Here is a 24341-nt window from a genome sequence, read left to right on the forward strand (position 1 = left end):
TTCTCGCGGATCGCTGCCAAAGCATCCGGCGTTGCTGACTGACCCAATATCGCCTCAGCCAAATCACCAGGAAGCGCCTCCGTGCCCATAAATATGAGCACGGAGATCACCAGCAACGTCAGAACACCAAACGATAACCGCTTGGTAATCAGACCTATCAAATCACCCATCAATCCACCCGAATCATTGTTATTGCCAATTTTCTTATTGCCCCAAAACCTTGTCCCATAGGTATGATTTTCCCAGGCCTTCCAGCCCCAAACTGTCTAAAAACAGCCCGGAAAAGTGACCGCAGGACAGCTGCTTTGATTATTTTGTTTCTGAAGGATACAAAGAGAAAGGGAAAAAGGCCCGGAAATTCGAAAGCTGCCCAGCAGAACCGCGACAAGAGCGAGTTGCTCTTTCACGATATTGCACAGCCGCTTATACAGAAAAGAGCTATCAAGCTCCGTTCTTTCAGGCATCTCATATCTCCCTGGTCCCTGCCGTAACAGGGGTATCCGGTAAAAATAACACAACACACCCTGAAGCCCTCTTCAGTGGTGCAACTAATTATTCCGGACCAAACTCTAGCCTCTCAGCTTGTTCCCAGTCTTCTCTGGACTGGATTTTCCGATATCAGCTTTCACAGGCTGTTGCTGCTTTTATTATGCCGGACATTCCGGTCAGGCAACTGATTCGGTCTTCTTTTTAGAGCTCTATCCTCTTCAAGCTATGCCTCTTATGCTTGCTCAAAACCGTCAAGAAAGGCAGGCAAAGATGTCGTAAACCATCAAAAACAGATCTCTTTGAAGCAAAAGTGCCTAATAACCGCTAAAATTTTACCGCCCTTTCCAGACGGGAGATCTTTTTTCAACAAAAGCTACAGACCCTTCTTTGGCATCTTCACTTGCCAACATCCGCTCATAAAAAGGCCACTGCCCACCTCTCATATCCCGATAACACTCTTCCACATCCAGATTTTCTGTTTTTTCCAAGACTTCCTTTACGGCCTGTACCGACAGGGGAGCCGCTTCAAGAATTTGTCGGGCCAGTACTCTGGCGGCTGACATCAACTGATCGCCCGGGACAACCTGGTTGACCAGCCCCCAGCTTGCGGCTTCTTCAGCAGAAAGACGTTTTCCAGTCCATAAAAGCTCCAACGCCAGCGCCCGAGGCAGACGCTTTGGCAAGCGAAAGGAGGCAGCATCGGCAATCAGACCGACTTTGGCTTCAGGCAAAAAGAACTGGGCATGCTCAGCTGCGATAACAAGATCGGCAGAGAGCGCCAGCTCGAAACCACCACCAACGGCCATACCATTCACAGCGGCAATAATCGGCTTATAACATCCCTTCAGTTCGGTTATCCCGGCAAAGCCACCGGGGCCATAATCACTGTCTGGTGCTTCCCCTTCACTGCTGGCCACCAGATCCCAACCAGCGGAAAAGAATTTTTCTCCCCCGCCGGTAATGATCGCGACACGCAGATCCGGATCATCGCGGAATGCACAAAAAAGTTCGCCCATTGCCCTACTGGTTGTCGCATCGATGGCGTTGGCCTTGGGTCGATCAAGCACAACTTCCAGAATTCCGTCCTGATGATGAACTTTAAGTACTTCAGACATGATGTTCTCTCTCCCTTTCAACCATGCGGATCATGGCATCGGCAACAATGACACCCCGTCCCTCTGGCAAGACCATAACAGGGTTAATATCCAGCTCGGCTAGATTGTTATCATTCTCGACAACAAAGCGGGCGACAGCTTCGACAGCGTCCAACAGAGCAGTAATATCACCGCGGGTCTTGCCCCGATATCCGTCGATCAGGGGAAAGAGCTTGAGACTGCGCAGAGCAGCGTCAATATCATCGCGTGAAGCCGGGAGTAACAGAGCGCAGGAATCCTTGATCAATTCAACCAGAACCCCGCCTGTACCGATAACAAGAGAGAGACCGAACTGCGTATCCCGGGTCACCCCGATAATAATTTCAGCAACAGAATCAGTAATCATCTGCTCGACCAGAACTCTGTCCGAGAGTTGCGCCATCCCCACTGCCGCGGCCTGAACCGAGGCCACAGATGTCAGATTAAGAGCAACTCCTCCTGCCTCGGTCTTGTGTGCCAGATTCGCACTGACGGCTTTGACAACCACAGGAAAACCTATTTCTTCAGCAGCCCTGCCCGCTTCATTGATTGCCACAGTCTTGCTGTTCGGCACTTTTAAGCCATAACCACTCAGCAAGGACTTGGCCCTGGCCTCGTCCAGCATGGTAACTTCACCTTCCAGCTGCGGACAACGCCGCAGGGATGTTGACCGATTTTTGCTGGAAATTTCCTGCCAGCGCCGACCAATCCAGGCGGCTGATTTGATCGCTTTTAATCCATCTTCCAGTCCCTGGAGCGGAACCACGCCTTTTTCCAGAAGCAGCGCTCTTGCATGTTCAGGCAAATTCTCGGGCAAGGTAGAGATAACTGCCGCCTGACCTCCTGATGTCTCCTGAGCTGCGATCATCGCCTGCAAGGCCTTGTCCCAGTCCGGCGCGCCCCCAAGTTTTGCCTTGGGATAGTCCAGCACCAGAAGGGTAACATCGTATCCCCCCTGCATAACACGGGTAAAGCAGGCTGATTTCTCCTCAAGATCCCCCCAGATATAGGTGTGATAGTCAAAAGGATTAGAAACTGTGACCTTCTCGCCCATCTGGGTTTCGAGTTCGGCTTTCTGCTGCTCTGGAATAACCCCGAACTGCAGGTCAAGTTTGCTGCCAAGATCGGCCATCAGAGCTGCCTCGCCCCCGGAGCAACTGAGGGAAGCAATATTGGTTCCTTTGGCCGGACCGGCAACATGAAGGAACTTCAGGGTCTCGATCAGTTCAGAAAGTGTAAAGACCCTGGCAACAGCAATCCGGTTAAAAAGCGTGCTGTAAAGCGTATCTGATCCAGCCAGGGAGGAGGTATGGCTCATGGTCAACTGAGCCCCAATCTCAGACCCTCCGGCTTTCAATACAATAACAGGGACTTTTTTCTGACGGGCTTTTTCGACGGCACGACAGAAAGCCGGAATATCATCTATTCCCTCAACATGCAGGCCGATTGCCGTGACCCGTTCATCTTCACAGAGCGCTTCGATATAATCGGAAAAAGAAAGGATCGTCTGGTTACCGACCGAGATCATATAGGACAGAGGCAGCGATCTTTCCTGCATCGTCAGGCTGATCCCTATGTTTCCGCTCTGGGAAATAATGGCAACACCGCGTTCTATCTTTTCACCGCCGTGCTGATCAGGCCAGAGTGCTGCACCATCAAGATAATTCAGAAGACCGTAACAATTCGGCCCGACAACGGCCAGATCACCCGCCTTTGCCAACAAAGCCTCGTGATAAGGCTGTCCATCAGCCGTCTCGGAAAAGCCCGAAGCATAACAGACAGCGCCTCCCGCCCCTCTATCGGCCAACTGGGCAATTGTTTCAACCGCCGGGCCACGGGGTATGGCAATAAAGGCCGCATCCGGCGCAGCAGGTAAACTGGCAACATCTGCAAAGCAGGGCAAATCGCCAAGGGTTGCACGCTTGGGGTTAACCGGCCAGATATCCCCCGTATATCCCATAAGCCTGCATTGCCGGATCACTTCCGCAGCTTCCCGGCCGCCGACAACAGCGATGGATTTGGGACTGAGGAGACGCCTTATATTCGAAAGACGGGACATGGCTCTTTTATACTCCGAAAGACAAGCTAACCCTGAGGAAAGATATTAATGGGGCCTAAGCACCGAGAGGACGCAACAAACCACGAGAAATAATATGGCGTTGTATTTCGCTGGTCCCGTCCCAGATCCGCTCTACCCGGGCATCGCGCCAGAAACGTTCGATCGGCAGTTCGGTCATGAGGCCCATGCCGCCAAAAATCTGCAGGGTTTCATCTGTAACCCGCCCCAGCATTTCGGTGGCATAGAGCTTGGCCATGGCAATATCCTGATCCGCAGGCAACCCTTGATCCAGTTTCCAGGCCGCTCCGAGAGTAAGATACTCGGCGGCCTGAATTTCTGTGGCCATGTCGGCAAGCTTGAAAGAAACCCCCTGGAACTTGCCAATGGCCTGACCAAACTGTTTGCGCTCGGCTGCCCATTCAACAGCCATATCAAAACAACGTTGCGCCCGGCCTACTGCCAGCGCCGCAACCGTCAGGCGGGTCGCCCCAAGCCAGGTATTGGCTTCGTCAAAGCCTGTTCCCTCTTCCCCCAGGATCTGGGCCGAAGATACCCGACAGTTATCAAAATTCAGGATCGAGTTATTATAACCCCGGTGTGATACGCACTGATACCCGTCCCTAATTTCAAATCCGGCTGTATCGCGGTCAATCAGGAAACAGGTGATCCGCTTTTTCGGTCCCCGGGGCGTTTGCTCTTCCCCCGTGGCAATAAAGACGATCGCGAAATCGGCCTCATCGGCATGGGTGATAAAGTGTTTTGTCCCGTTAATGATCCAGTCATCACCGTCTTTTATGGCAGAGGCTTTCATGGATCGGACATCTGATCCGGCGTCTGGTTCAGTCAGGGCAATACAATCGATTTTCTCGCCCCGTATCGCCGGCTTGAGATACTTCTCGACCTGTTCCCCCTTACAACCGCACAGAATATTTGATGGCCTGCCAAAGATCACACTAAGTGCCTGAGAAGCCCTGCCGAGTTCTCGTTCCAGTAGGGTCATGGTCACATGATCGAGACCGCCGCCGCCAAACTCTTCGGGAATGTTCGCGGCATAGAACCCCATATCCAAGACCTTTTGCCGGATATCTCTGGTGATTTCCGGTGGTACATGTCCCTTGGACTCAACGATTGCCTCGTGCGGATAGAGTTCTTTTTCAACAAAATCCCGGACAGTGTCCACGACCATTTGCTGTTCTTGCGTAAGGCCGAATTCCATAAGCTGCTCCCGTTCATCACTCACTTTGTGATCTACTCACCCGAAATTTCAAACTTTGTGGGCAATAGACACAAGACACCATTTCCCAAGGATCAATTGTTGATCAGGGATCAAATTTGTTCACTAAAACCTCGAAGAGGCTCCGGCGAAGAGGCTCCGGGTCAACAACAGCAGGTCCTTGTCCCGGAGCCATAAACGTTACCCCTTGGCCGGAGGCACCGCCATTTCGCGACTGCGATAGTCCGGTTGCGGCAGTTTGCTGTGGGCGTCCATAATCTTCTGCAGGATATCCAGCACTTCTGGTTTGGCCGGACAGGCCTTTCCTGCAGCTGTATCCACATGCAGCACCATCTGCTCGCCTGTTGCCAAAAGCGTATTGTCTTTGGCGTGATAGATATTGTGGACAAAATGCAGCCGCTTGTTATCAAGGCCCAATAACTGGGTTGTAACTTTCAGCGGTGCCTGCGCAGCAACTTCCTTAACATTGTAGATGTGGGTCTCTACCGTGTAATAGGAATTACCCTGGGCATGGTAGACGTCATTCACCCCGACATAGCGATAAAGTGCATCCGAAGCATCGCCAAAGACCTGGAGGTATCTGGACTCTGTCATGTGACCGTTATAGTCCACCCATTCCGGATGAACCTTGTCACTGTGCAGTTCCAGAGGACGGCTCAGGTCGTCAGAAGGGGCCCATTCAGTTGCACCGTTCATCTCCTGATACTGGCGCTCGTCATCTTCTTTCAGCGTCCGTCCGGAAGCGTAATTAAAGGTCCGAAGGGACTGCATGATCGAAACAAGACAGTTATCCCTGAGCTGCTCTAGGTCGCGGATGGAATAGCCTTTTGACTGCTCCTGCGTTCCTTCAACCATACGGTCAATAAGCTGGTCTGTCAGTTCTGGCGCTTTCAGTTTGGTCCAGGGGAGCTGCAAGGCTGGTCCGAACTGTTCCAGCATGTGACGCATGCCCTGCTCACCGCCAGCAAGATGGAAGGTCAGGCAAGTGCCCATAAAGGCCCAGCGCAAACCCGGACCATAGATAATGGCCTGATCAATTTCATCGGTTGTGGCGACACCTTCGGCAACCATATGCAGGGTTTCGCGCCAGAGAGCTTCTTGCAGACGATCGGAAATATAGCCTTCGATTTCCTTGCGAACCTTGAGCGCGTGCATCCCGATAGAGGTATAAAACGCCATCGCTTCAGTGATATAGCGTTCTTCGGTTTTCTCTCCGCCCAAAACCTCAACCAGTGGCAAAAGGTAGACCGGGTTGAACGGATGGCCGATCAGGACCCGCTCAGGTCTGATACAGTCGGCCTGAATTCGGGTTGGCAAGAGACCAGAAGAACTGGAGGCAATAATCACATCCGGCCCTACATGTTTGCTGATCTCGGCCAGAAGACCACGCTTGAGGTCTTCGCGTTCCGGCGCGTTTTCCTGAACAAAATCCGCCTGGGCCACTGCTTCGGCGAGATTTGTGGTGAAGCTGAGCATCCCTTTTTTCCGGCGGGGCGCAAGACTGAGATTTGCCAAAGCAGGCTCGGCATTGGCGATAACCTCGCGCAGCCCGCGTTCTGCCGCAGCAGTAACATCTGTCACAACAACATTGATGCCTCGATGGAGGCAACGTGCGGCCCAGCCAGCACCGATAACACCAGCGCCAACAATAGCAACTGTCTTGATTTCACGGCTCATTCTTAGTGTCCTATCTGACCAGAAATTGATTTCAACGCTGTTTTTTTGCTGCGAATTTTTTACGCGCTTCTTCTGCGCTCAGGGTCCGGGCCCCCATTCTTTCAATGATCTCCTTGGCCCGGGAAACCAGCTGGCCGTTGCTCGCCAGGACACCACGCTCCAGATAGAGGTTATCTTCAAGACCGACACGGACATGCCCGCCAAAAATCACCGACTGGGCTGCCATGCCCATCTGTGTTGGACCGACACCAAAAGAGCCCCAGTTGGCACCTTCGGGCAGCATGTTGCGCATTGCCAGCATAGTCTCCCCATTGGCTTCAGCAGCATAAGGGATACCCAGACAAAGCTGGAATAGCGGTGGAGCATCAATCAGCCCTTCGGACATGAGCTGTTTTGCCATCCAGATATGCCCCAGCTCAAACGCCTCAATTTCGGGCTTTACTTCCATCTTCTGGATCAGCGCGCACATCTCGCGCAGCATACCCGGTGTGGATACATAGGCGTAATCACTGAAGTTCAGGGAGCCGCAATCCAGCGTACAGATTTCCGGGCGCAGCAGATCAATGTGCTTCAGCCGATCAACGGGTGACAGCATGTCTGTGCCTGGGCCACCATTGTTCGGATTGGCCGGATCGGGAACAAACTCCCCGCCCATACCAGCCGTAATATTGATGACAACATCAACCCCAGATTTATTCATCTTGTCGCGGAGCAGACCAACGGTTTCTGCGTAAAGATTGATATCGTTGCTGGCCTGGCCCGTATCAGGATTACGGACATGCAGATGCGCGACAGCAGCACCAGCTTTAGCTGCTTCAATCGCCGCATCCGAGATTTCTTCCGGTGTTACCGGAACATTTGTATGTCTGTCTTTTTTTACGCCGGATCCGGTAACGGGGCAGGTAATGATCACTTCATTGTTCATCGTATCGTTCTCTTTTTTGCTATCTGGTCTTTATTTCTGGCGACCCAGCGGAAACCGCCCCCGGGAATCTGACAAACAGTGTATGACGAATCTGGATAACAATTTTACATTTCGCACAAGATATGAAACATTTTTCCCAAACATCACGGGAGCGATCAGATGTATCTGTTTGGCAAGCCAGCAACCGAGAAACCGCAAAAAATCGACTTTCTTCTGGTTCCGGGATTTTCCCTGCTCTGCTTTTCTTCTGCGCTGGAGCCGATGCGCGCTGCCAACATCAAGGCCGGAGAAAAACTCTATGAATGGAAAATATACTCGATTTCAGGTTCATCCGTGCGCGCCAGCAACAATATGGATATCAATGTCGACGCTGAACTTTCCCCAGGCCTCCAGATTCCGGTCCTGATCATCTGTGCCAGCTATGATGTAGAAAAAAGCTACAGCGAAACACTCGCATCCAATCTGCGCAAACTGCGTTCCAAAGGAACCGAGTTCGGAGGCATGGATACAGGAAGTGAAATTCTGGCCAAAGCCGGGCTACTTAACGGTTATAAAGCAACGGTCCACTGGGAGAACTTTGAAAGCTTCACTGAAACCTTTCCCAACGTCCAGGCCGAGCGGGATCTCTATGTCGTTGACCGCAACCGCTTCACCTCGGGCGGCGGCACCACCAGCCTGGACATGATGCTGCAGCTGATTCGGGTACAATACGGGCTCAAGCTATCGACAGAAGTCGCGGACCAGTTCATCTATCAGCGGTTCAGGGAAGGAAATAACCCGCAGCGCCTTGCTTCACAAAACCCCCTGATCATGAACAACCCGGTTTTGTCCAGAACCATCGAGATGATGGAAGCCAATATCGAAACACCTTATCTGATACCGGAGCTGGCCCAGGAAATTGAAACCTCGGTCCGGGAACTGGAGCGGCTGTTCAAGAAGTATCTCAAGTCTTCTCCAGGAACCTATTACCGTAATCTGCGCCTGGATGTTGCCCAACGACTTTTAAAACAGACGGATCTCTCTATACTGGATGTCGCAATCCGCTGCGGGTTCAATTCAGCAACTTCCTTTGCCAGAAGTTACCGGAACAGGTATGGGCAGGCTCCCCGAACCAGTCGTATGATTATTCAATAAAAATTACATCAAAATTGACCTGCATCCCTTTGATACAAAAGGAAAATATAATGAGTTGGCTCCCTGGTACAGATTCAAGTTCGCTGGACGATCCACAGTCTGTAGAAATGGTCATCATTCCCCGGACCGGAGACATCGGTAATTTTGAGGTCAAACGCGCCCTGCCCTTTCGCCGCAAAAGAATGGTTGGCCCCTTCATTTTCTGGGACCAGATGGGACCCGGCGAGTTCCTGACAGGTCAGGGGATTGACGTGCGTCCCCATCCCCATATCGGTCTCTCGACAGTCACCTATCTCTTTAACGGCACCATGGATCACAAGGATTCACTGGGCAACGACATGCGGATTGTCCCTGGTGATGTCAATCTGATGACTGCCGGTTCCGGCATTGTCCATTCCGAGCGCACCGGGCAGGATATCCGTCAGACACCTTCAAACCTCTATGGTATCCAGAGCTGGATTGCCCAACCTAAAACCCACGAAAATGGAGCTCCAGCGTTTGAACATACAGACGCGCAAAAGCTGCCCGTTTTTGAATCTGAAGGTATCAACGGACGGGTCATCCTTGGCGAGTTTGACGGCATCAAATCACCCGCCTCGACCCAGTGGGAAACCCTTTATGTTGATCTCAATCTTTCTGCAGGCGCCCGGCTGCCCATTCCGGCAACAACCGAAGAACGGGCGATTTATGTGCTGAAGGGAAAAATAGAGATCGCAGGTGTAATCTATGCACCTGAACAGATGATGGTTCTGCGCCCCGGTGACAGGATCACGATCAAAGCGCTTGAAGACGTCCGGATGATGCTACTGGGCGGTGCCGCAATGGATGGCCCGCGCTTTATCTGGTGGAACTTTGTCTCTTCTTCAAAGGACCAGTTGGAACAGGCCAAAGAGGACTGGCGGGCGGGGCGCTTTGCCAAGGTTCCCGGTGATGAAAAGGAGTTTATCCCTCTGCCGGAAAAAGCCGAATAACCTTAAGAAGACAGGGCAACAAAACGGAGAAGAAAACCCAAGAGTTTGCTTCTCCGTTTTTCTTGAACGGCAGGATTATTCCCGCCTGCTCTTTGCTTTATTCGACATCTCGCATCTTTTTGTTTTGAGGATCATACAGCGGCTCTTTGGAAACCACTGCCGGATAACGCTCTCCCAGAATGGAGACTTCCAGTCGGCTGCCTTCGACGGCCAGATCGGTTCGAATAAAGCTCAGGGCGATATTCTTCTCGATCGTGTGGCCATAACCACCGGATGAGGTAATGCCGACAATCTCTTCGCCCAGATAAACCGGAGAACAGTAAGGGGCTTCGGCATGTGTTGCCTCGATAATCAGCGGCACAAAGCGCTCCTTGATGCCATTTTCAAGATGCTGTTTCAAAGCCTCTTGTCCCAAAAATGGTCCTTTGTCGATATCGACAAAGCGATCCAGCGAAAGTTCGAAAGGAGTGTATTCGTGGATGATATCAACCTTCCAGGAGCGATAACACTTTTCAAGCCGCAAGGAGTCCATGGCGTAAAGACCAAAGTCAGCCACATCAAACTCGAGACCGGCTTCCATAACCTCGTCATAAACAGAGCCGAGGTATTCCATCGGCACATGCAGTTCCCAGCCCAGTTCACCGACATAGTTAACCCGCATGGCCAGAATATCAGCCGCATAACCCACTTCAATGTTCTGAATGGTCAACCAGGGAAAGGCCTTGTTTGACAGATCAGCTTTCGTGACTTTTGACAGCAGATCTCGGGACCTTGGCCCGGCAACAATCAGGGTGCCGAAACGATCCGTTAGATTCTCGAACTGTACCGAGCCATCGCCCGGCATGTGGGAAAGCAACCAGTCCTCATCATGCCATTCCCCGGCCGCAGCAGAGACCAGCCAATAACGGTCCTCCTCCAGGCGGGTGATGGTCATCTCTGTCATCACATGGCCCTTGCGGGAGAGGAAGTAGGACAAAGACATCCCGCCGACCCTCGGCATTTTTCCAGCGATCATATAATCAAGCCAGGCTGTTGCCCCCGGACCGCTGATTTCATATTTGGTAAAACCGCCGAGATCCAGAACCCCGACCCGGTTGCGCACGGCATCACATTCGGCCTTGACCGCCGCGTTCCAGTTCCGTCTTTCACCGAGGTAAGAAACGCTCTGCTCTTCCGGGCGTTCATTAAGCGGGAACCAGACCGCTCTCTCCCAGCCACCGCGGGAGCCAAAGAAGGCTCCTTTCTGTTTCAACTTCTCATAAACCGGTGTGGTTTTGGCAGGTCGTCCAGCCGGACGCTCTTCATGCGGGAAGGGAATGGCATATTCGTTCTGGTAAACTTCAATTGCCTTGGCCACGACGTACTTCTGGGTTGCATAGTCGCTGTAGCGCCGGGGATCGAGCGCCCACATATCCCACTCACTCTCGCCTTCAAGGACCTGTTCAGCAATAATTTTTCCGGCGCCACCTGACTGAGTGATTCCAAAGCTAAAGCCGCAACAATGATAGAAGTTCTCCAGCCCGTAGGCAGGACCGATATATGGGAGTCCGTCCGGAGTATAGGGAATAGGACCATTGATAACCCGCGCCACTCCCCCTTTTTCCAAAATGGGCACCCGGGCCATGGCCTGTTCGATATACCATTCAATCCGGTCGAGATCATCGCCCCAGAGCTGGGAGGCAAAGTTCTCTGGCAGGCCATCAAGCCAGTAAGGCGTTGCTTTCCATTCATAGGGGCCAAGGATCAGGCCAGCGCGTTCCTGCCGCAGATAATAGCTGTCATCTGGATCGCGAAGCAGAGGCAGTTTTTTGTCTCGACTCTCCAGTTCAGGAATCGCATCTGTCACCAGATACTGATGCGACAGCGTGACAATCGGAATGTACTGACCGACCATCGCAGCAATCTCACCGCCGCGATAACCACCGGCATTAATGACCTTTTCACAGGTAATAGAGCCTTTGGCTGATTCAATGCGCCACTCCCCGGTCGGGGTTTGGGTGATCGCTGTCACCCGGTTGAAGCGCTCGATCTTCACTCCCAGATCCCTTGCGCCCTTGGCATAGGCCTGTGTCAGCTGGCTGGGATCTATATCTCCGTCCAGCGGGTCCCAGAGGCCACCTTCCAGATTATGAGTCTCAAGGAAGGGGTAATAGTCCTTCATCTCGCTTGAGGTCAGCATTTCGTACTCAAGCCCCTGGGCCTTGGCCATGGAGCGGACATGTTCGAACTCGAACATCCGTTCATCACTCTGGGCCAGACGGATCGAGCCTGTCCGGGTGTAGTTCATCGGATAGTCGACCTCTTCTGCCAGACGTCCGTATAGCTCCACCCCATAGCGTTGCATCTTCATGATATTGACGCTACCGGAATAGGTCGGGCAATTTCCAGCAGCATGCCAGGTCGAGCCAGAGGTCAGCTCGTCCATTTCCAACAGAACCACATCGCGGCAGCCCATTTTGGCCAGATGGTAGGCCGCACTACAGCCAACGGCACCACCGCCGATAACAACTATTCTTGCGTGACTTTTCATAAAACCTGTTCCTGTTATTTGGGGAGGAGTTCCCGACGACCTCTTCCCTCTTTTCAATCGCGGCCTTTAACAGGCCAGCTTATGATCTTCCTCGATATGAGATCCCAAAAGTTAGGGCTGACTCAAGGGGTCATCTGCTCTCGCGGCAGTTTGATATTAAATTTTTGTCTGATTTCCCTGTCAAGTTCATCACTGATATGACGCGGATGGTGCCCGGCCATGGTTTCCCTGACGATCTCCATGGCTTTCATCAGGGCCGTTGGCCGTCCCTTTTCTACCCACTCATTCGGACTGCTGCGCTCGCCTGTGTCAGGATAAAAATATTCCGACTGCATTACTGAGAGAGTCTGGTCCGAACCAAGATAATGTCCGGGTCCTTCTTCACAGACCTGTCGGATCGCTTCGACAGAAAGAGTATCTTCCGAGATCTCAATGCCTTTGACGGTGCGCAGAACCGAGCCAATGGTATCATTGTCGAGAACCAGACTTTCCATACACATGCCCAGGAGACTGGCATGCATGCCTGCTGATTCATAGACCAGATTAGTTCCGGAGTTTCCGGTGATCGCGTGATTATAGCCCTTTTCCGCTCCGGCTTGATAATCCGGCACCTTGGAATCACACATGCCGCTGGGCACACCGGTTGGCAGATCATAGAAACGTCCCATCTGGGCACAGGCCGCAACAAGCAGTGCCTGTTCTCCACTGCCGCCACTCATGGCACCGGTCCTGAGATCAGAAACAAAAGGCCAGGTCCCGAATATTGCCGGAGCACCGGGTTCAATGGCATTGACATAACAGAGCCCCGCCAGAACCTCTGCAACCTCCTGGACTACTGAACCAGCCAGAGATGCCGGAGAAGTCGCCCCAGCCTGTCCGGCTGCGAGCAAAAGTATCGGCATGCCGCCCCGCACCCCGACCTCGAGACAACGACAGGCATCCTCGGCAAACTTCAACGGAGGCACGACAAAGCAGTTGGACATGCTGACAAAAGGACGCTCGCGCCATTTTTTCTCTCCCCCAGCAATCATGTGTAGCATCTCGAAAGACTTTTCGAGATGCATGGGGTCAACCCAGCTGGTCCCCACATGTTTATTGGTGCCAGATACGGAGGCGTAACAGGTATTAAAATCCATATCGAAGGGATCAGCCAGATCCCGGCAAACCACTGCCCTTTGAAAGAAGTGGATGTTTTCAAGTTTATCGACCATACGGGCAATGTCATAGAGGTCCCGGGTTGTTGATTCCCGGTACTCCCCTGTTACTGCATCGACCATATGGACCGCAGCCCCAGCCGTACCAAAATAGGTTCTGCTGCCCGAGATATCCATATCGTGTTCAGGAGACTGGCCATAGAGCACAACATTGCGGTTGGCCTTGGCGATGGTGTCTTCGACGAGCGCCCGGGGGAAAGTCAAACGACCATTATCCTTGAGCACACCACCTGCCGCAGTAACAACCTCGATGCAACTTGGTATGGCATCAGCAAGGCCAATATTCTCCAGCACATCCAGAACCGCCGTATGAACGCGTTTGATTTGCAAATCATTGAGAACCTTGAAACTTCCACTTTCCAGCCCCGGACCAATCGCCCGTTTGTCAGCGGTCAAAGGGGCTGCACGCATGGCCTGCCGTGCTACTCGTCCACCCTTGCGGCGGGAAACTACTGCTGTCTCGCTCATCACACTCTCCAGTAAAAATCTCTGGTGTCATTCTGGATAACAGCGAAAAAAGGAACAAATGATGCTTTTTCACCGACTGGTCACTTATACTCACCGAAAGGACATGACGGTTTGTCAAAAGTCGTGCTAATTTCTTGGCTCGCATAGGTGTGTGCCACAGGACTCTTGAGGATTTTGATTTTGATGAAGAAGCGACAACTGCCCAACCTCAATGCCCTGCGGGCCTTTGAAGCTGCTGCCAGACATCTCAATTTTCGCGTCGCTTCCGAAGAGCTGAATATTACCCATTCGGCTATCAGCCACCACATCAGAAATCTGGAAGATCAGCTAAGTGTTAATCTCTTTGCCCGAACCGGGCGCAACGTTGTCTTGACAGAATCCGGCAAACTTTATCTGCCTATTCTGAGCGAAGCTTTCGACCGGATTGCCGATGGAGCCAACCTGGTACAATCTCTGGAACGCCCAAACACACTGATCGTTCAGGTATACATTACTGTTGCGATGTACTGGCTTTTACCGCGCATTCATGAATTCTATCGGGTCAGCAAAGGTATTCAGGCTCAGCTGGGAACCTCCTATCTCGACTGGAGTTTTGATCGTCAGGGCGTAGATGTCGGAATTATCTGGACCAATAAGAAAGACCCGGATCTGGTTTATCTCCATCTGGCTGAAGCCAGGCTTTCTCCCATGTGTCATGTCGACCTGCTTAAAGGGAAATCTCCCATTAAAGAACCAAGAGACCTGCTCAATCACGATATCCTGCAGCTGTTCAACCATAACCACGACTGGTCCACCTGGTTTGCAGAAGCGGGGATTGAGGACTGGGCTCCTGATCAGGCTATTACCTATGATAACTACCTTCTTGCCCTCGAAGCTGCCAGTAAAGGCCGGGGCGTTGCCATGACCAACAGCCCCTTTGCCACCCCTCGAACACCAGCCTCTTCTTTGGTCCGCCCTTTTGGTGACAAAACCTGTCACAGTGGCGACTGGTATCTGGTTTGCAAACCGGAACTGGCCGACAGCCCCAAAGTACGGTTGTTCTATAAATGGCTGATGAACGAACTCGAGAGTGATAAAAAGACCCGTTAAGCCTCAACAGTCATTTTCTTTACAAAATCACTGTTCACTCCTGACAGACTGCAGCAGAAAGCCACGCAACAAAGATTTTACCCGCCTCGGACAGTGTTTCAAAGTTACGCACGGCCACCCAATAAGAACCATGTTGCAGAGAGACTGGAAAAATCTGTTGTATCTGATCTGATGCCAGATATTTTTTCGCATGAATCTTATCAATGAGGGCTGCGCCCTGTCGATCCAGTACTGCCTGTAAAATCAGACCGCCGTCATCAAAAATCGGTCCTTTGGAAATATTCTCTACCGCAATCCCCGCTTTCTCAAACCACTGTTTCCAAAGGTTAAAATTTTCGTCATGTAGCAAGGTTAGTTGTTCAAAATCCTTGATTTCCCTGAAAGTTTGACCGTTATTTAGCAAGTCTCTTGAAACAACAGGTATCATTTCAACATCAAAGAGATGCTGTACTTCAGTTCTGGGCCAACTCCGTGCTGTAGCGCTAAATCTGATTGCAATATCAGCTGCATGAGAGCGAAACTCAATCAGATCATGACAGGATTCTACTGAAACCCCGATCTCGGGATATTGTTCTCGAAAATCTTTAAGATGATGGACCAGCCATCCCGAGGCAAAACTGGGCTCAACTGTCAGAGTAAGCCTGGTATCCTCTGGTTGTCGTTGCAAGGTCAGAAGGCACGCGTCGATCTGGTCAAAAGCTGGCGTCAGACTGGCAAGCAACTGTTCCCCCTTTTCCGTAAGCGTCACAGAGCGGTGATTACGACGGAACAGACTGTAACCGAGGGAAAGCTCAAGCTCTCTAACCTGCTTACTGATTGCAGCCTGGGAAACATAAAGTTCGTCTGCTGCGGCAGTAAAACTGGCCAACCGGCCTGCAGCTTCAAAACTACGCAGAGATGCCAGGGAAATTTTGCCGAATCTCATCCATAACCTCCAGTTATATGAAGGTCACAGTAAACTCGTTTGAAAAAAGGGTAAAGAAGCGCTTCAATAATCGGGAAAGGAGATCTGAAATGTTTAACCAGGTTCTTCAGGCTCTCATAGCAACTCTTCAGATTTTGACATTTCAAAGACAAGTTACAACACCCGTGAGCAAGCTATCGTCTTGTCATTCTTCTCCTGCCGGGAAATCATTTCGATAGCTATGCCCCTTGATACGGGCAGATCAAACCATAAGTTTAGGAATCAAAAAAGCCGCACAAGGCGGCTTTGAAACGAAATGGCGACCCCTACGGGATTCGAACCCGTGTTGCCGCCGTGAAAGGGCGGTGTCCTAGGCCTCTAGACGAAGGGGTCATCTTTCGGTGAGCAAGGATTTACCTATTTCAGCTCCCCTTTGCAAGCCCTTTTTCCCCAGGGGGAGTGATTTTTGAGTTTTTTCTGAAAAATTTGCCAGATTAATCGATTCACATTGAAGAATCAGTCAGATAGCCAAAGATGTTTTTCAAGAGAATCGCAAATACATTCCGTTGAGAAAAGGGTAATTTCCCACTCTGTTTCCAAAATACGTGAACATCTTTTCTCTTTATCGCTGATTTGATTCACTTCCCGGTAAACAGAAACATCCGTCAAAAAATTTTATCGATAAATGAGAAAGACCAATCATAAAAACTCTCCGTTTCGAGATTCCCAAAATAAGCCAGGACTAAGCCAGGAATCAAAAAAGCCGCACAAGGCGGCTTTGAAACGAAATGGCGACCCCTACGGGATTCGAACCCGTGTTGCCGCCGTGAAAGGGCGGTGTCCTAGGCCTCTAGACGAAGGGGTCATCTTTCGGTGAGCAAGGATTTACCTATTTCAGCCCCCCTTTGCAAGCGGCAAATTCGATTCTTTTATCTTTTTTCATCTTCATTGCTGGCAAAGCGGAAATCGGATATTTTTCCAGCCACAGGAACCCCGCCAATCTCCTTGATCAACTTTTCCATCATTGCAGCACCAAAGTCTTCATATGTCGTTGCGGTCTGTACAAAAGCACCTGTACCGCCAATAACAAACTTTTCGTAATAGCTGTCAATAAAAGGGTCCTCGTTCACAATCGCGAGACCGTTGATGACAATGCCCAGGGCCGTACTCCGATCCCGAACCATTTCAGGGGGCGCTCCCTGATTGGACCGTCCATCTCCTGATATATCAATAACCCGGCGGCTTCCTTCAAAATCATTGATTTCCATCTGCCGGGTCGAAAAGGTAATCGCTCCACCAATCGAAGTTCCGCCTCCAAAGATAAATCTGGGCGTTTCATCGACAAGATCAGCAAAGGCACGCGCACTTTCCTCGTCCTTGACCAAAAACCAGTCAACCGCGACTTCCTGCAACAGATTGTTCGCCCACTGAACCACAGATACAACGATCCCCCGGTCGCCAGCCACCGCAATTGCCTGAATGACGGAAGGTTCCCGAAAGGCCTGGGCAATGCCCCGCATTTGCAAGTCAAATTCCTGAGCCGAGACACTTGTTGAAGCATCAACCGCAAGAACCAGTTCCAGATCAACTGGCACCGGAACTTTCCTTTCCTGTGCCAGCACAGAACCAACGGTCAGGACATTAAAAACAATACTCAAGCTCCCCATAAAGGCTGGGAAACAGGAGACAGATTTTAACAATCTCTGGAGGCAATTCGGCTGGATCATCCAGCTACTCTAGCCTGTCGCAGAAGCGGCGTCTTCTATAATTATTTGAACGGCATCCGGCCCTGACCAGCTGTCTTTCTTAAGCTTGCCGCAGACATGAACAGGAAGCCCCCCGCTATTCAGCAGAAATTGCCCCAAATCATTATCAAGGCAACGAAAGGCAATGCCCTTGATTGTCCGGCCATCAGCCCCGCTCAGGATACAGCGGACATGACTATCCCCAACAATCGCCGGACGCAGTATTCTGACCTGAGGCAGAACAAACCGCGGTTGCGCATTCCCTACACCGTAAGGGCCACAGGAATCCAGAAGCTCGACAAGATCACCATTGGCGCCCCCCGGATGTAACGCACCATCAATACCTACCGAAGGCACAAAAGAAATGTCAGCAAGTTCTCTGGAAAGGCGTTCGTGCAAAAAAACACAGAGATCCTGATAGCGTTCACGGGTTACCGTCAAGCCGGCAGCCATTGCATGACCACCACCATTTTCCAGCAACCCCGCCTGACGGGCAGCAATAACAGCGGCACCCAGATCTACACCTGGTACGGAACGTCCTGATCCCTTGCCAACCCCATGGTCATCAAAGGCAATGACAAACGCAGGGGCGTTATAGCGATCTTTTAACCGGCTTGCGACAATACCGATCACCCCCGGATGCCAGCCTTCACCTGCAACAAGAACACAACCTGTTCCTTCTGACAGTTCGGCTGCCTGCCCCAACGCCTGATCAAGTACTTCGGCTTCGATCTGGCGACGTTCACTGTTCAGTTCCTCCAATTGTCGTGCAATGGCTTCCGCTTCATCCAGTCTGTTTGTCGACAACAGCCGCGCGCCCAGCCAAGATTGTCCGACGCGTCCTCCCGCATTCACCCGCGGGCCGAGCGTAAAGCCGAGATGACCACTATCTGGACGCTCAGAAAGCTTGGCTGCATCAGAAAGAGCCACAATGCCGGGGTTGTTCCGTTTTGCCAGAACTTTAACCCCCTGGCTGACATAAGCCCGGTTCAGACCTGACAGGGGCACAACATCACAAACAGTCCCCAAAGCGACCAGATCCAGCAGGTTCATCAGGTTGGGTTCCCTTACCCCCTGTCTGGTGAACCAGCTGACCTCGCGCAGTTGACGGTTCAATGCAACCAGGACCAGGAAAACAACACCAACGGCAGCAAGTGACGTAAACTCGCGGCTTTCATCCTGACGATTTGGGTTCACGACCGCGACTGCAGGGGGTAAATTGGCCTCAGCTTCATGGTGATCAATGACAATGATGTCCAGGCCAGCTTCCTTGGCCCCCTCAAGCGGCTCAAACGCAGAGGTACCGCAGTCTACCGTGATAACCAGCGAACAGCCTTCTTTTTGCAGTTTCAGCAACGCAGGGAGATTAGGCCCGTATCCTTCAGTTACCCGATCCGGTATATGAACTTTCAGTTCAAGACCCAGTTGGGCGAAATACCGCAGCAACAGGGCACTTGATGTTGCCCCGTCCACATCGTAATCGCCAAAGACAGCGATACTTTCCCTGGCCTCAATGGCCTGAAGAATACGCCCGGTCGCCGCATCCATTCCTTTAAGATCAGAGGGATTTGGGAGCCAGTCCCGCAAGGTCGGTTTCAGATAAGCTTCTGCCGTATCCAATCCGACGCCCCGTGCAGCAAGAATACGTCCTATAATCTCGGGCAAGCCAAGTCGTTGACTCAAAGCCAGTGCAGTTCTTGAATCAAGTAGCCTGTCTTCCCAGCGCTTTCCGGTTACAGAATTTTCAACCCCAAGAAAAACGACACGATCTTCCGCTGGCTTCTTCACAGTTCAACTGTCCTTAATAAATGAATGAACAAGCCTAGCCTGCAGGATCAAAAAGACAAGGCACCAAAATAAAATGGTACAAATGACAAGAGGCGCACAAAGGCGCCTCTTGTATAGATACCGATCAAACGCTCGGTCAAACACCCAGATTGTCGTACCAGGTCTTGCGATAGAAATTGTGTGTCGCATCAACAATACGCGACGTGCCCGTTTTGGAACGCATCACAATAGACTGCGTCGTAGCACCACCCTGATAGCGACGAACACCGCGTAGCAGAGATCCGTCGGTCACGCCGGTTGCGACAAACATGACATCGCCTTTGGCAAGTTCATCAATCTTGTATTTGCGATCAAGATCTTCAATTCCCCAACGCTTGGCGCGGGCAACTTCATCATCATTCCGGAACACCAAACGCCCCTGGAACTGTCCGCCTGTACAGCGCAAGGCCGCCGCAGCAAGAACACCTTCTGGTGCGCCACCGATCCCCATATAGAGATCAATCCCACTGTCAAAACGGCTGGTTGCCAAGGCTCCGGCAACATCGCCGTCACCAATGAGAACAATACGGGCGCCACATTCACGAACCTGGGTGATTTTTTCTTCGTGGCGCGGACGATCCATGATGCAGACCACCAGATCACTGATGTCCATCTTTTTCGCCTTGGCCAGATTACTCAGGTTGTTAAAAACCGTTTCATCAAGATCAACCACGCCTTCGGGCAAGCCAGCGCCAACAGCAATCTTGTCCATATAGGTATCCGGTGCATTCAGGAAGTTGCCGGACTCTGCCATGGCAATAACCGTCATCGCGTTCGGGCCACCTTTGGCTGTCAGGGTTGTTCCTTCAAGCGGATCAAGCGCAATGTCGATACCCGGTCCACCGAGACCAACTTTTTCACCGATGTACAGCATCGGTGCTTCGTCACGTTCGCCTTCACCGATAACCACTGTACCATCGATGGCCATACCATTAAGGGCATCACGCATCGCATTGACAGCGGCCTGATCGGCGGCTTTTTCGTCCCCGCGTCCCATCAGACGCGAGGCTGCCAACGCAGCTGCTTCGGTGACTCTGACGGTCTCGAGGGCCAAGTTCCGTTCCATATCTTTGTCCTCTGACTTTGATAGTGTTCACTTTGAACAGGTTTAACTTCAGACTGCTTTGCTTCAGAGCGAGACAATCCGGATCATATTCGGTTTTTCAAGGACACAATCCAGCCCGGAGATACTCTCCAAGGCGCGGATCATGGCCAGCTCAACAGTTTCCTGGGTCGTGATAACCAGGGGCACGGCCTTGCCCGGATTTGATTCATGCTGCAACAGGGACTTCACCGAGATCTTCTCACGCTTGAGAATAGCCGCAATATCGGCAATCACCCCTGGACGATCCTCGACAGTCAGGCGCAGATAGTAAGAACCTTCCCGGGTCTCCACAGGCTGGGCAATCGCCTTCTCCAGTTTTGTTGCCGGAATGCCAAAAGTTGGCAAGATGGTGCCACGGGCAATATCGACCAGATCAGCAACAACTGCGGAAGCAGTCGGACCGCCGCCAGCCCCTGCGCCTTCAAACACAGAAGTGCCGACATGGTTGCCTTTGCAGACGACAGCATTCAATACGCCCTCAACCAGAGCGATCGGCTGTTCTGCCGGAACCATACAGGGGTGGACACGCTGGTCGATGCCGTCTTGTGTCTTGCGTGCAATACCAAGCAGTTTGATCCGATAGCCAAGTTCGTCGGCATAGGCGATATCAAGGGAGCTGATTGCGCGAATACCTTCAATATAGACCGAATCAAAGTCAACTTCACTGCCAAACGCCAAAGAAGCAAGCAAGGAGAGCTTGTGCGATGCATCGATCCCGTCAACATCAAAGCTGGGTTCAGCTTCGGCATAACCAAGCTCCTGTGCTTCAAAAAGCACTTCCTCAAAATCCCGGCCGGTTTCACGCATGTTACTGAGAATAAAGTTACAGGTACCGTTAAGGATACCATAAACCAGATCAAAAGAATTCGCCGCCAGTCCTTCACGGATTCCCTTGATAACCGGGATACCTCCCGCGACAGCAGCTTCATAGGCCAGCGCAACACCGGCTTCTTCGGCCTTGCGCGCCAGCTCGGCACCATGATGGGCCAGCAGCGCCTTGTTCGCGGTAATAACATGACGCCCCTTGGCGATTGCTGTCTCAACAACGTCTTTCGCAATGCCTTCGGAACCACCGATCAATTCCATCACCACATCAGCATCGCTTTCAGCAGCCATGGTAACCGCGTCATCGTACCAAGTGATATCACTCATATCAAAATCGCGGTTTTTCTTGCTGCGGGCAGAAACAGCAACAATTGAAATTGCCCGCCCCGTGCGCAGTGTCAGAAGTCCGAGGTTTTCCTGAATCAGTTTTACAGTTCCGGTACCAACTGTTCCCAAGCCGGCAATAGCAATCTTAAGAGGTTCACTCACGACTTCATTTCCGTTTGTTGTATTGTTCTAGAATAGCATCAGCGTTTTGCATCATTGTCTTGACGTTTTTCACCGCCTGGCGGGTCCGCTGCTCGTTTTCAACCAGCCCCAGGCGAACAAATCCTTCGCCGTACTCTCCGAAACCAACGCCGGGAGCCACAGCAACATTAGCATGTTCAAGCAAGAGCTTGGAAAACTCAAGCGACCCAAGGTGCGCGAATTTTTCAGGCAACGGTGCCCAGGCAAACATCGTTGCCGGTGGGCTGGGGACATCCCAGCCAGCCGCTGCAAGCCCCTTGATCAGGACATCACGGCGCCCGCGATAGCGATCACGCATCTCGTCAATGCAGTCCTGCGGACCATTGAGTGCAGCAACCGCAGCAACCTGCATCGGGGTGAAAGCCCCATAGTCCACGTAGGATTTTACCCGTCCTAAAGCCGCGACAAGCTTCTGATTTCCCGAACAGAAACCAACACGCCACCCTGCCATGGAATAGGTCTTGCTCATGGACAGAAACTCCACGGCAATGTCCTTGGCTCCGGGAACCTGAAGGATTGACGGCGGCACAAAGTCATCAAAATAGACTTCGGCATAGGCCAGATCCGAAATGATGTAGATTTCATGCTTGCGACAGAAATCTACGATCTCGGCATAAAAATCCAGGTCCTTGACTTCAGCTGTCGGGTTCGACGGGTAGTTTAGGATAACAGCAAGCGGTTTCGGCACCGAGTGTCGAACAGCCTTTTCAAGCTGGTCGATAATACTGGTATCAGGGCCCATCGGCATGGAACGAATAGCTGCACCCGCGATGATGAAACCAAAGGCATGAATTGGATAGCTCGGGTTCGGCGCCAGAATGATGTCGCCAGGACTCGTGATCGCCTGGGCCAGGTTGGCCAGGCCTTCTTTTGAGCCGATTGTCACGATGGTTTCATTGTTGGGATCGATATCAACACCAAAACGACGCTGGTAATAAGCAGCTACCGCCTTGCGCAATCCCGGAATACCACGGGACGTCGAATAGCCATGTACCCTTGGATTCTGGGCAACCTCTGTCAGCTTGTCGATCACGTGCCGGGGGGGCGGCTGGTCGGGATTCCCCATGCCAAAGTCAATGATATCACGCTTCGCCGCTCGGGCCGCCGCCTTCAGTGCATTGACTTCGGCAAATACATAAGGTGGCAGACGTTTGATGCGGTGAAATTCCTGAACCATTCCCAACTCGATATTTTTGATAACACTGATGATTTTTAACAGGCATCCAACAGGATAAACGTGACGCTGAGCGTCTGCGTTTCGCCCTGACAGAGCTGTCGCCCGACCCCAATAAAAAAGGCCACGAAGCAGATAGCAGAATACCAGCTCCGTGACCAATCTTTTTATGCGCATTATTGCTCAGGAAAGTCCGAAATTCTCCTGATTAACTTACCCTGGTTAATTCACATAGATCTCAACGCGGCGGTTCCCTGCTTCACCTGTCGGCATGAATTCATGAAAAACCGGATTGGTGTCGGAACGCGCATCGGTTATCACCTGCGAAGAGCTGACCCCAGATTCGACAAGAGCCTGGGTAACCGACTGGGCACGACTGGAAGAAATTTCCATATTCACCTGCTGATGTGTCAGCGCGTCAGTCAATTGGGTGCGGGAGCTGGAGTGTCCCAATACCGTGATCTGCCCCCCACGCTGACCATAGAGTGAAGCCACATCCCGAATAACCTGCATATCCTGCTGGTTCAGACGTGAGGAACCATGCGCAAAATAGATTACAGCAACAAGTTGGCCACCCGTGCCCCCTGTGGAGGAATAACCACTGGACTGCTGCGCGTAACCACCCTGCTGGGCATAGGGAGAACCCCAACTCGGCGTGTTGAATGCCGGGCCGCTATATTGCGGCTGGGCATAGGAAGGAGCCCCGTTCGGAAAAGCCGGAGGCAGAACAGCCCCCTGTGAGGAAATCACCGTTGTCTGCTGAGAAGGCTGAGGGGCAGAAGCCACCTGAGGAGAAGCAGCAGGAAGTTCACTTTGGGTCACCGCCGGTGATTCTGGAGCTGCCGAGCTAGCGGTCACTGGTGCTTGAGGTACTGATGGTGGCGGAGCTGGTGGCACCAGGGTAGAACGGGCGGTCAGAGGCTGGTTGCTGTACTCGGCATTGTTCCGGTCCGCGATCAGACCTTCTGCCACCTGATCTCTCAAGTTTCCTGGTGTCGTCTGTGGAGATTCACCCGGAACACTGGACAGATTCGGAAAGCCTTCGGCAGGTACAACATTTTCCGCTGAGGTAACTTTCGTCGGCGGTTCGGGGTTATCACTGCTGAACCACTCAATCGGGTTGGCCCAATCCGGTGTTGACGAGCAGGCACCGAGCAAAAGTGGTAACAACATCACCCCTGCGAAGCGGCTTACGCCCCCTTTACAATAGAAATTCTTTTTATTCTGCTCAGGCATACGACTGTCCTTGGTCATTACGAATGACCATTCCCCCTCGAATACGTCAAAAAAACCGTAACCTGTACTCTACT

At 51.9% G+C, this 24341-nt stretch carries 17 protein-coding genes, 2 tRNA genes and 1 pseudogene; 3 read left to right on the forward strand and 17 right to left on the reverse strand.

Annotated elements, in window-relative coordinates; all coding sequences use genetic code 11:
• The 6 genes and pseudogenes from B152_RS26345 to B152_RS0115015 form a co-directional block, all read right to left on the reverse strand.
• Positions 1-170 (reverse strand): annotated as a pseudogene (locus B152_RS26345) (ABC transporter permease); the annotation flags it as partial.
• A 651-nt stretch (positions 171-821) separates the two neighbouring features.
• Positions 822-1604 carry a carnitinyl-CoA dehydratase gene (locus tag B152_RS0114995; RefSeq protein WP_020593246.1) on the reverse strand — a complete coding sequence of 261 codons (783 nt, stop codon included), beginning with the start codon at positions 1602-1604 and terminating at the stop codon, positions 822-824.
• A complete protein-coding gene (locus B152_RS0115000) occupies positions 1597-3681 on the reverse strand; it encodes an acetate--CoA ligase family protein (protein ID WP_020593247.1) in 2085 nt (694 codons plus the stop codon). The genes B152_RS0114995 and B152_RS0115000 overlap by 8 nt, the downstream gene beginning before the upstream one ends.
• Before the next feature lie 55 nt (positions 3682-3736).
• Positions 3737-4897 carry an acyl-CoA dehydrogenase family protein gene (locus B152_RS0115005; RefSeq protein WP_020593248.1) on the reverse strand — a complete coding sequence of 387 codons (1161 nt, stop codon included), beginning with the start codon at positions 4895-4897 and terminating at the stop codon, positions 3737-3739.
• Between the two features lie 198 nt (positions 4898-5095).
• Positions 5096-6592, reverse strand: a complete 1497-nt coding sequence (locus B152_RS0115010) for an L-carnitine dehydrogenase (RefSeq protein WP_020593249.1) — start codon at positions 6590-6592, stop codon at positions 5096-5098.
• Between the two features lie 31 nt (positions 6593-6623).
• A complete protein-coding gene (locus tag B152_RS0115015) occupies positions 6624-7517 on the reverse strand; it encodes a beta-keto acid cleavage family enzyme (protein WP_020593250.1) in 894 nt (297 codons plus the stop codon).
• A 159-nt stretch (positions 7518-7676) separates the two neighbouring features.
• On the opposite strand from B152_RS0115015, the gene B152_RS0115020 reads away from it, so the two are divergent.
• Positions 7677-8651, forward strand: a complete 975-nt coding sequence (locus B152_RS0115020) for a GlxA family transcriptional regulator (RefSeq protein ID WP_020593251.1) — start codon at positions 7677-7679, stop codon at positions 8649-8651.
• A gap of 50 nt (positions 8652-8701) precedes the next feature.
• Positions 8702-9622 carry a pirin family protein gene (locus B152_RS0115025; protein WP_020593252.1) on the forward strand — a complete coding sequence of 307 codons (921 nt, stop codon included), beginning with the start codon at positions 8702-8704 and terminating at the stop codon, positions 9620-9622.
• Positions 9623-9719: 97 nt separating this feature from the next.
• Here the strand turns inward: B152_RS0115025 and B152_RS0115030 are convergent, their stop codons facing one another.
• On the reverse strand, positions 9720-12152 hold the full coding sequence (locus B152_RS0115030) for a GcvT family protein (RefSeq protein WP_020593253.1): 2433 nt from the start codon (positions 12150-12152) through the stop codon (positions 9720-9722).
• A 122-nt stretch (positions 12153-12274) separates the two neighbouring features.
• On the reverse strand, positions 12275-13834 hold the full coding sequence (locus B152_RS0115035; protein WP_020593254.1) for a trimethylamine methyltransferase family protein: 1560 nt from the start codon (positions 13832-13834) through the stop codon (positions 12275-12277).
• A 183-nt stretch (positions 13835-14017) separates the two neighbouring features.
• Here B152_RS0115035 and B152_RS0115040 point away from each other — a divergent pair, with 183 nt between their 5' ends.
• Positions 14018-14923 carry a LysR substrate-binding domain-containing protein gene (locus tag B152_RS0115040; RefSeq protein ID WP_020593255.1) on the forward strand — a complete coding sequence of 302 codons (906 nt, stop codon included), beginning with the start codon at positions 14018-14020 and terminating at the stop codon, positions 14921-14923.
• A 34-nt stretch (positions 14924-14957) separates the two neighbouring features.
• Here B152_RS0115040 and B152_RS0115045 read toward each other — a convergent pair whose 3' ends face one another.
• The 9 genes from B152_RS0115045 to B152_RS0115085 form a co-directional block, all read right to left on the reverse strand.
• Entirely contained in the window at positions 14958-15848 is an 891-nt protein-coding gene (locus tag B152_RS0115045) for a LysR substrate-binding domain-containing protein (protein ID WP_020593256.1), read from the reverse strand.
• Between the two features lie 296 nt (positions 15849-16144).
• A tRNA-Glu gene (locus B152_RS0115050) sits at positions 16145-16220 on the reverse strand.
• Between the two features lie 396 nt (positions 16221-16616).
• A tRNA-Glu gene (locus B152_RS0115055) sits at positions 16617-16692 on the reverse strand.
• Between the two features lie 64 nt (positions 16693-16756).
• Entirely contained in the window at positions 16757-17485 is a 729-nt protein-coding gene (locus tag B152_RS23995) for a DUF1194 domain-containing protein (protein ID WP_157231110.1), read from the reverse strand.
• A 78-nt stretch (positions 17486-17563) separates the two neighbouring features.
• A complete protein-coding gene (gene recJ / locus B152_RS0115065) occupies positions 17564-19360 on the reverse strand; it encodes a single-stranded-DNA-specific exonuclease RecJ (protein ID WP_020593258.1) in 1797 nt (598 codons plus the stop codon).
• A 136-nt stretch (positions 19361-19496) separates the two neighbouring features.
• Entirely contained in the window at positions 19497-20465 is a 969-nt protein-coding gene (gene glpX / locus B152_RS0115070; protein WP_020593259.1) for a class II fructose-bisphosphatase, read from the reverse strand.
• A 63-nt stretch (positions 20466-20528) separates the two neighbouring features.
• A complete protein-coding gene (locus B152_RS0115075) occupies positions 20529-21818 on the reverse strand; it encodes a homoserine dehydrogenase (RefSeq protein ID WP_020593260.1) in 1290 nt (429 codons plus the stop codon).
• 4 nt (positions 21819-21822) lie between these two features.
• Positions 21823-23034 carry an LL-diaminopimelate aminotransferase gene (locus tag B152_RS0115080; RefSeq protein ID WP_026261593.1) on the reverse strand — a complete coding sequence of 404 codons (1212 nt, stop codon included), beginning with the start codon at positions 23032-23034 and terminating at the stop codon, positions 21823-21825.
• Positions 23035-23253: 219 nt separating this feature from the next.
• Positions 23254-24285, reverse strand: coding sequence for an OmpA family protein (locus B152_RS0115085; RefSeq protein WP_020593262.1), 1032 nt, complete (start codon positions 24283-24285; stop codon positions 23254-23256).
• Positions 24286-24341: the final 56 nt, after the last annotated feature.

Origin of the sequence: Kiloniella laminariae DSM 19542 (assembly GCF_000374005.1) — a bacterium.
GTDB classification, from domain to species: Bacteria; Pseudomonadota; Alphaproteobacteria; order Kiloniellales; family Kiloniellaceae; genus Kiloniella; species Kiloniella laminariae.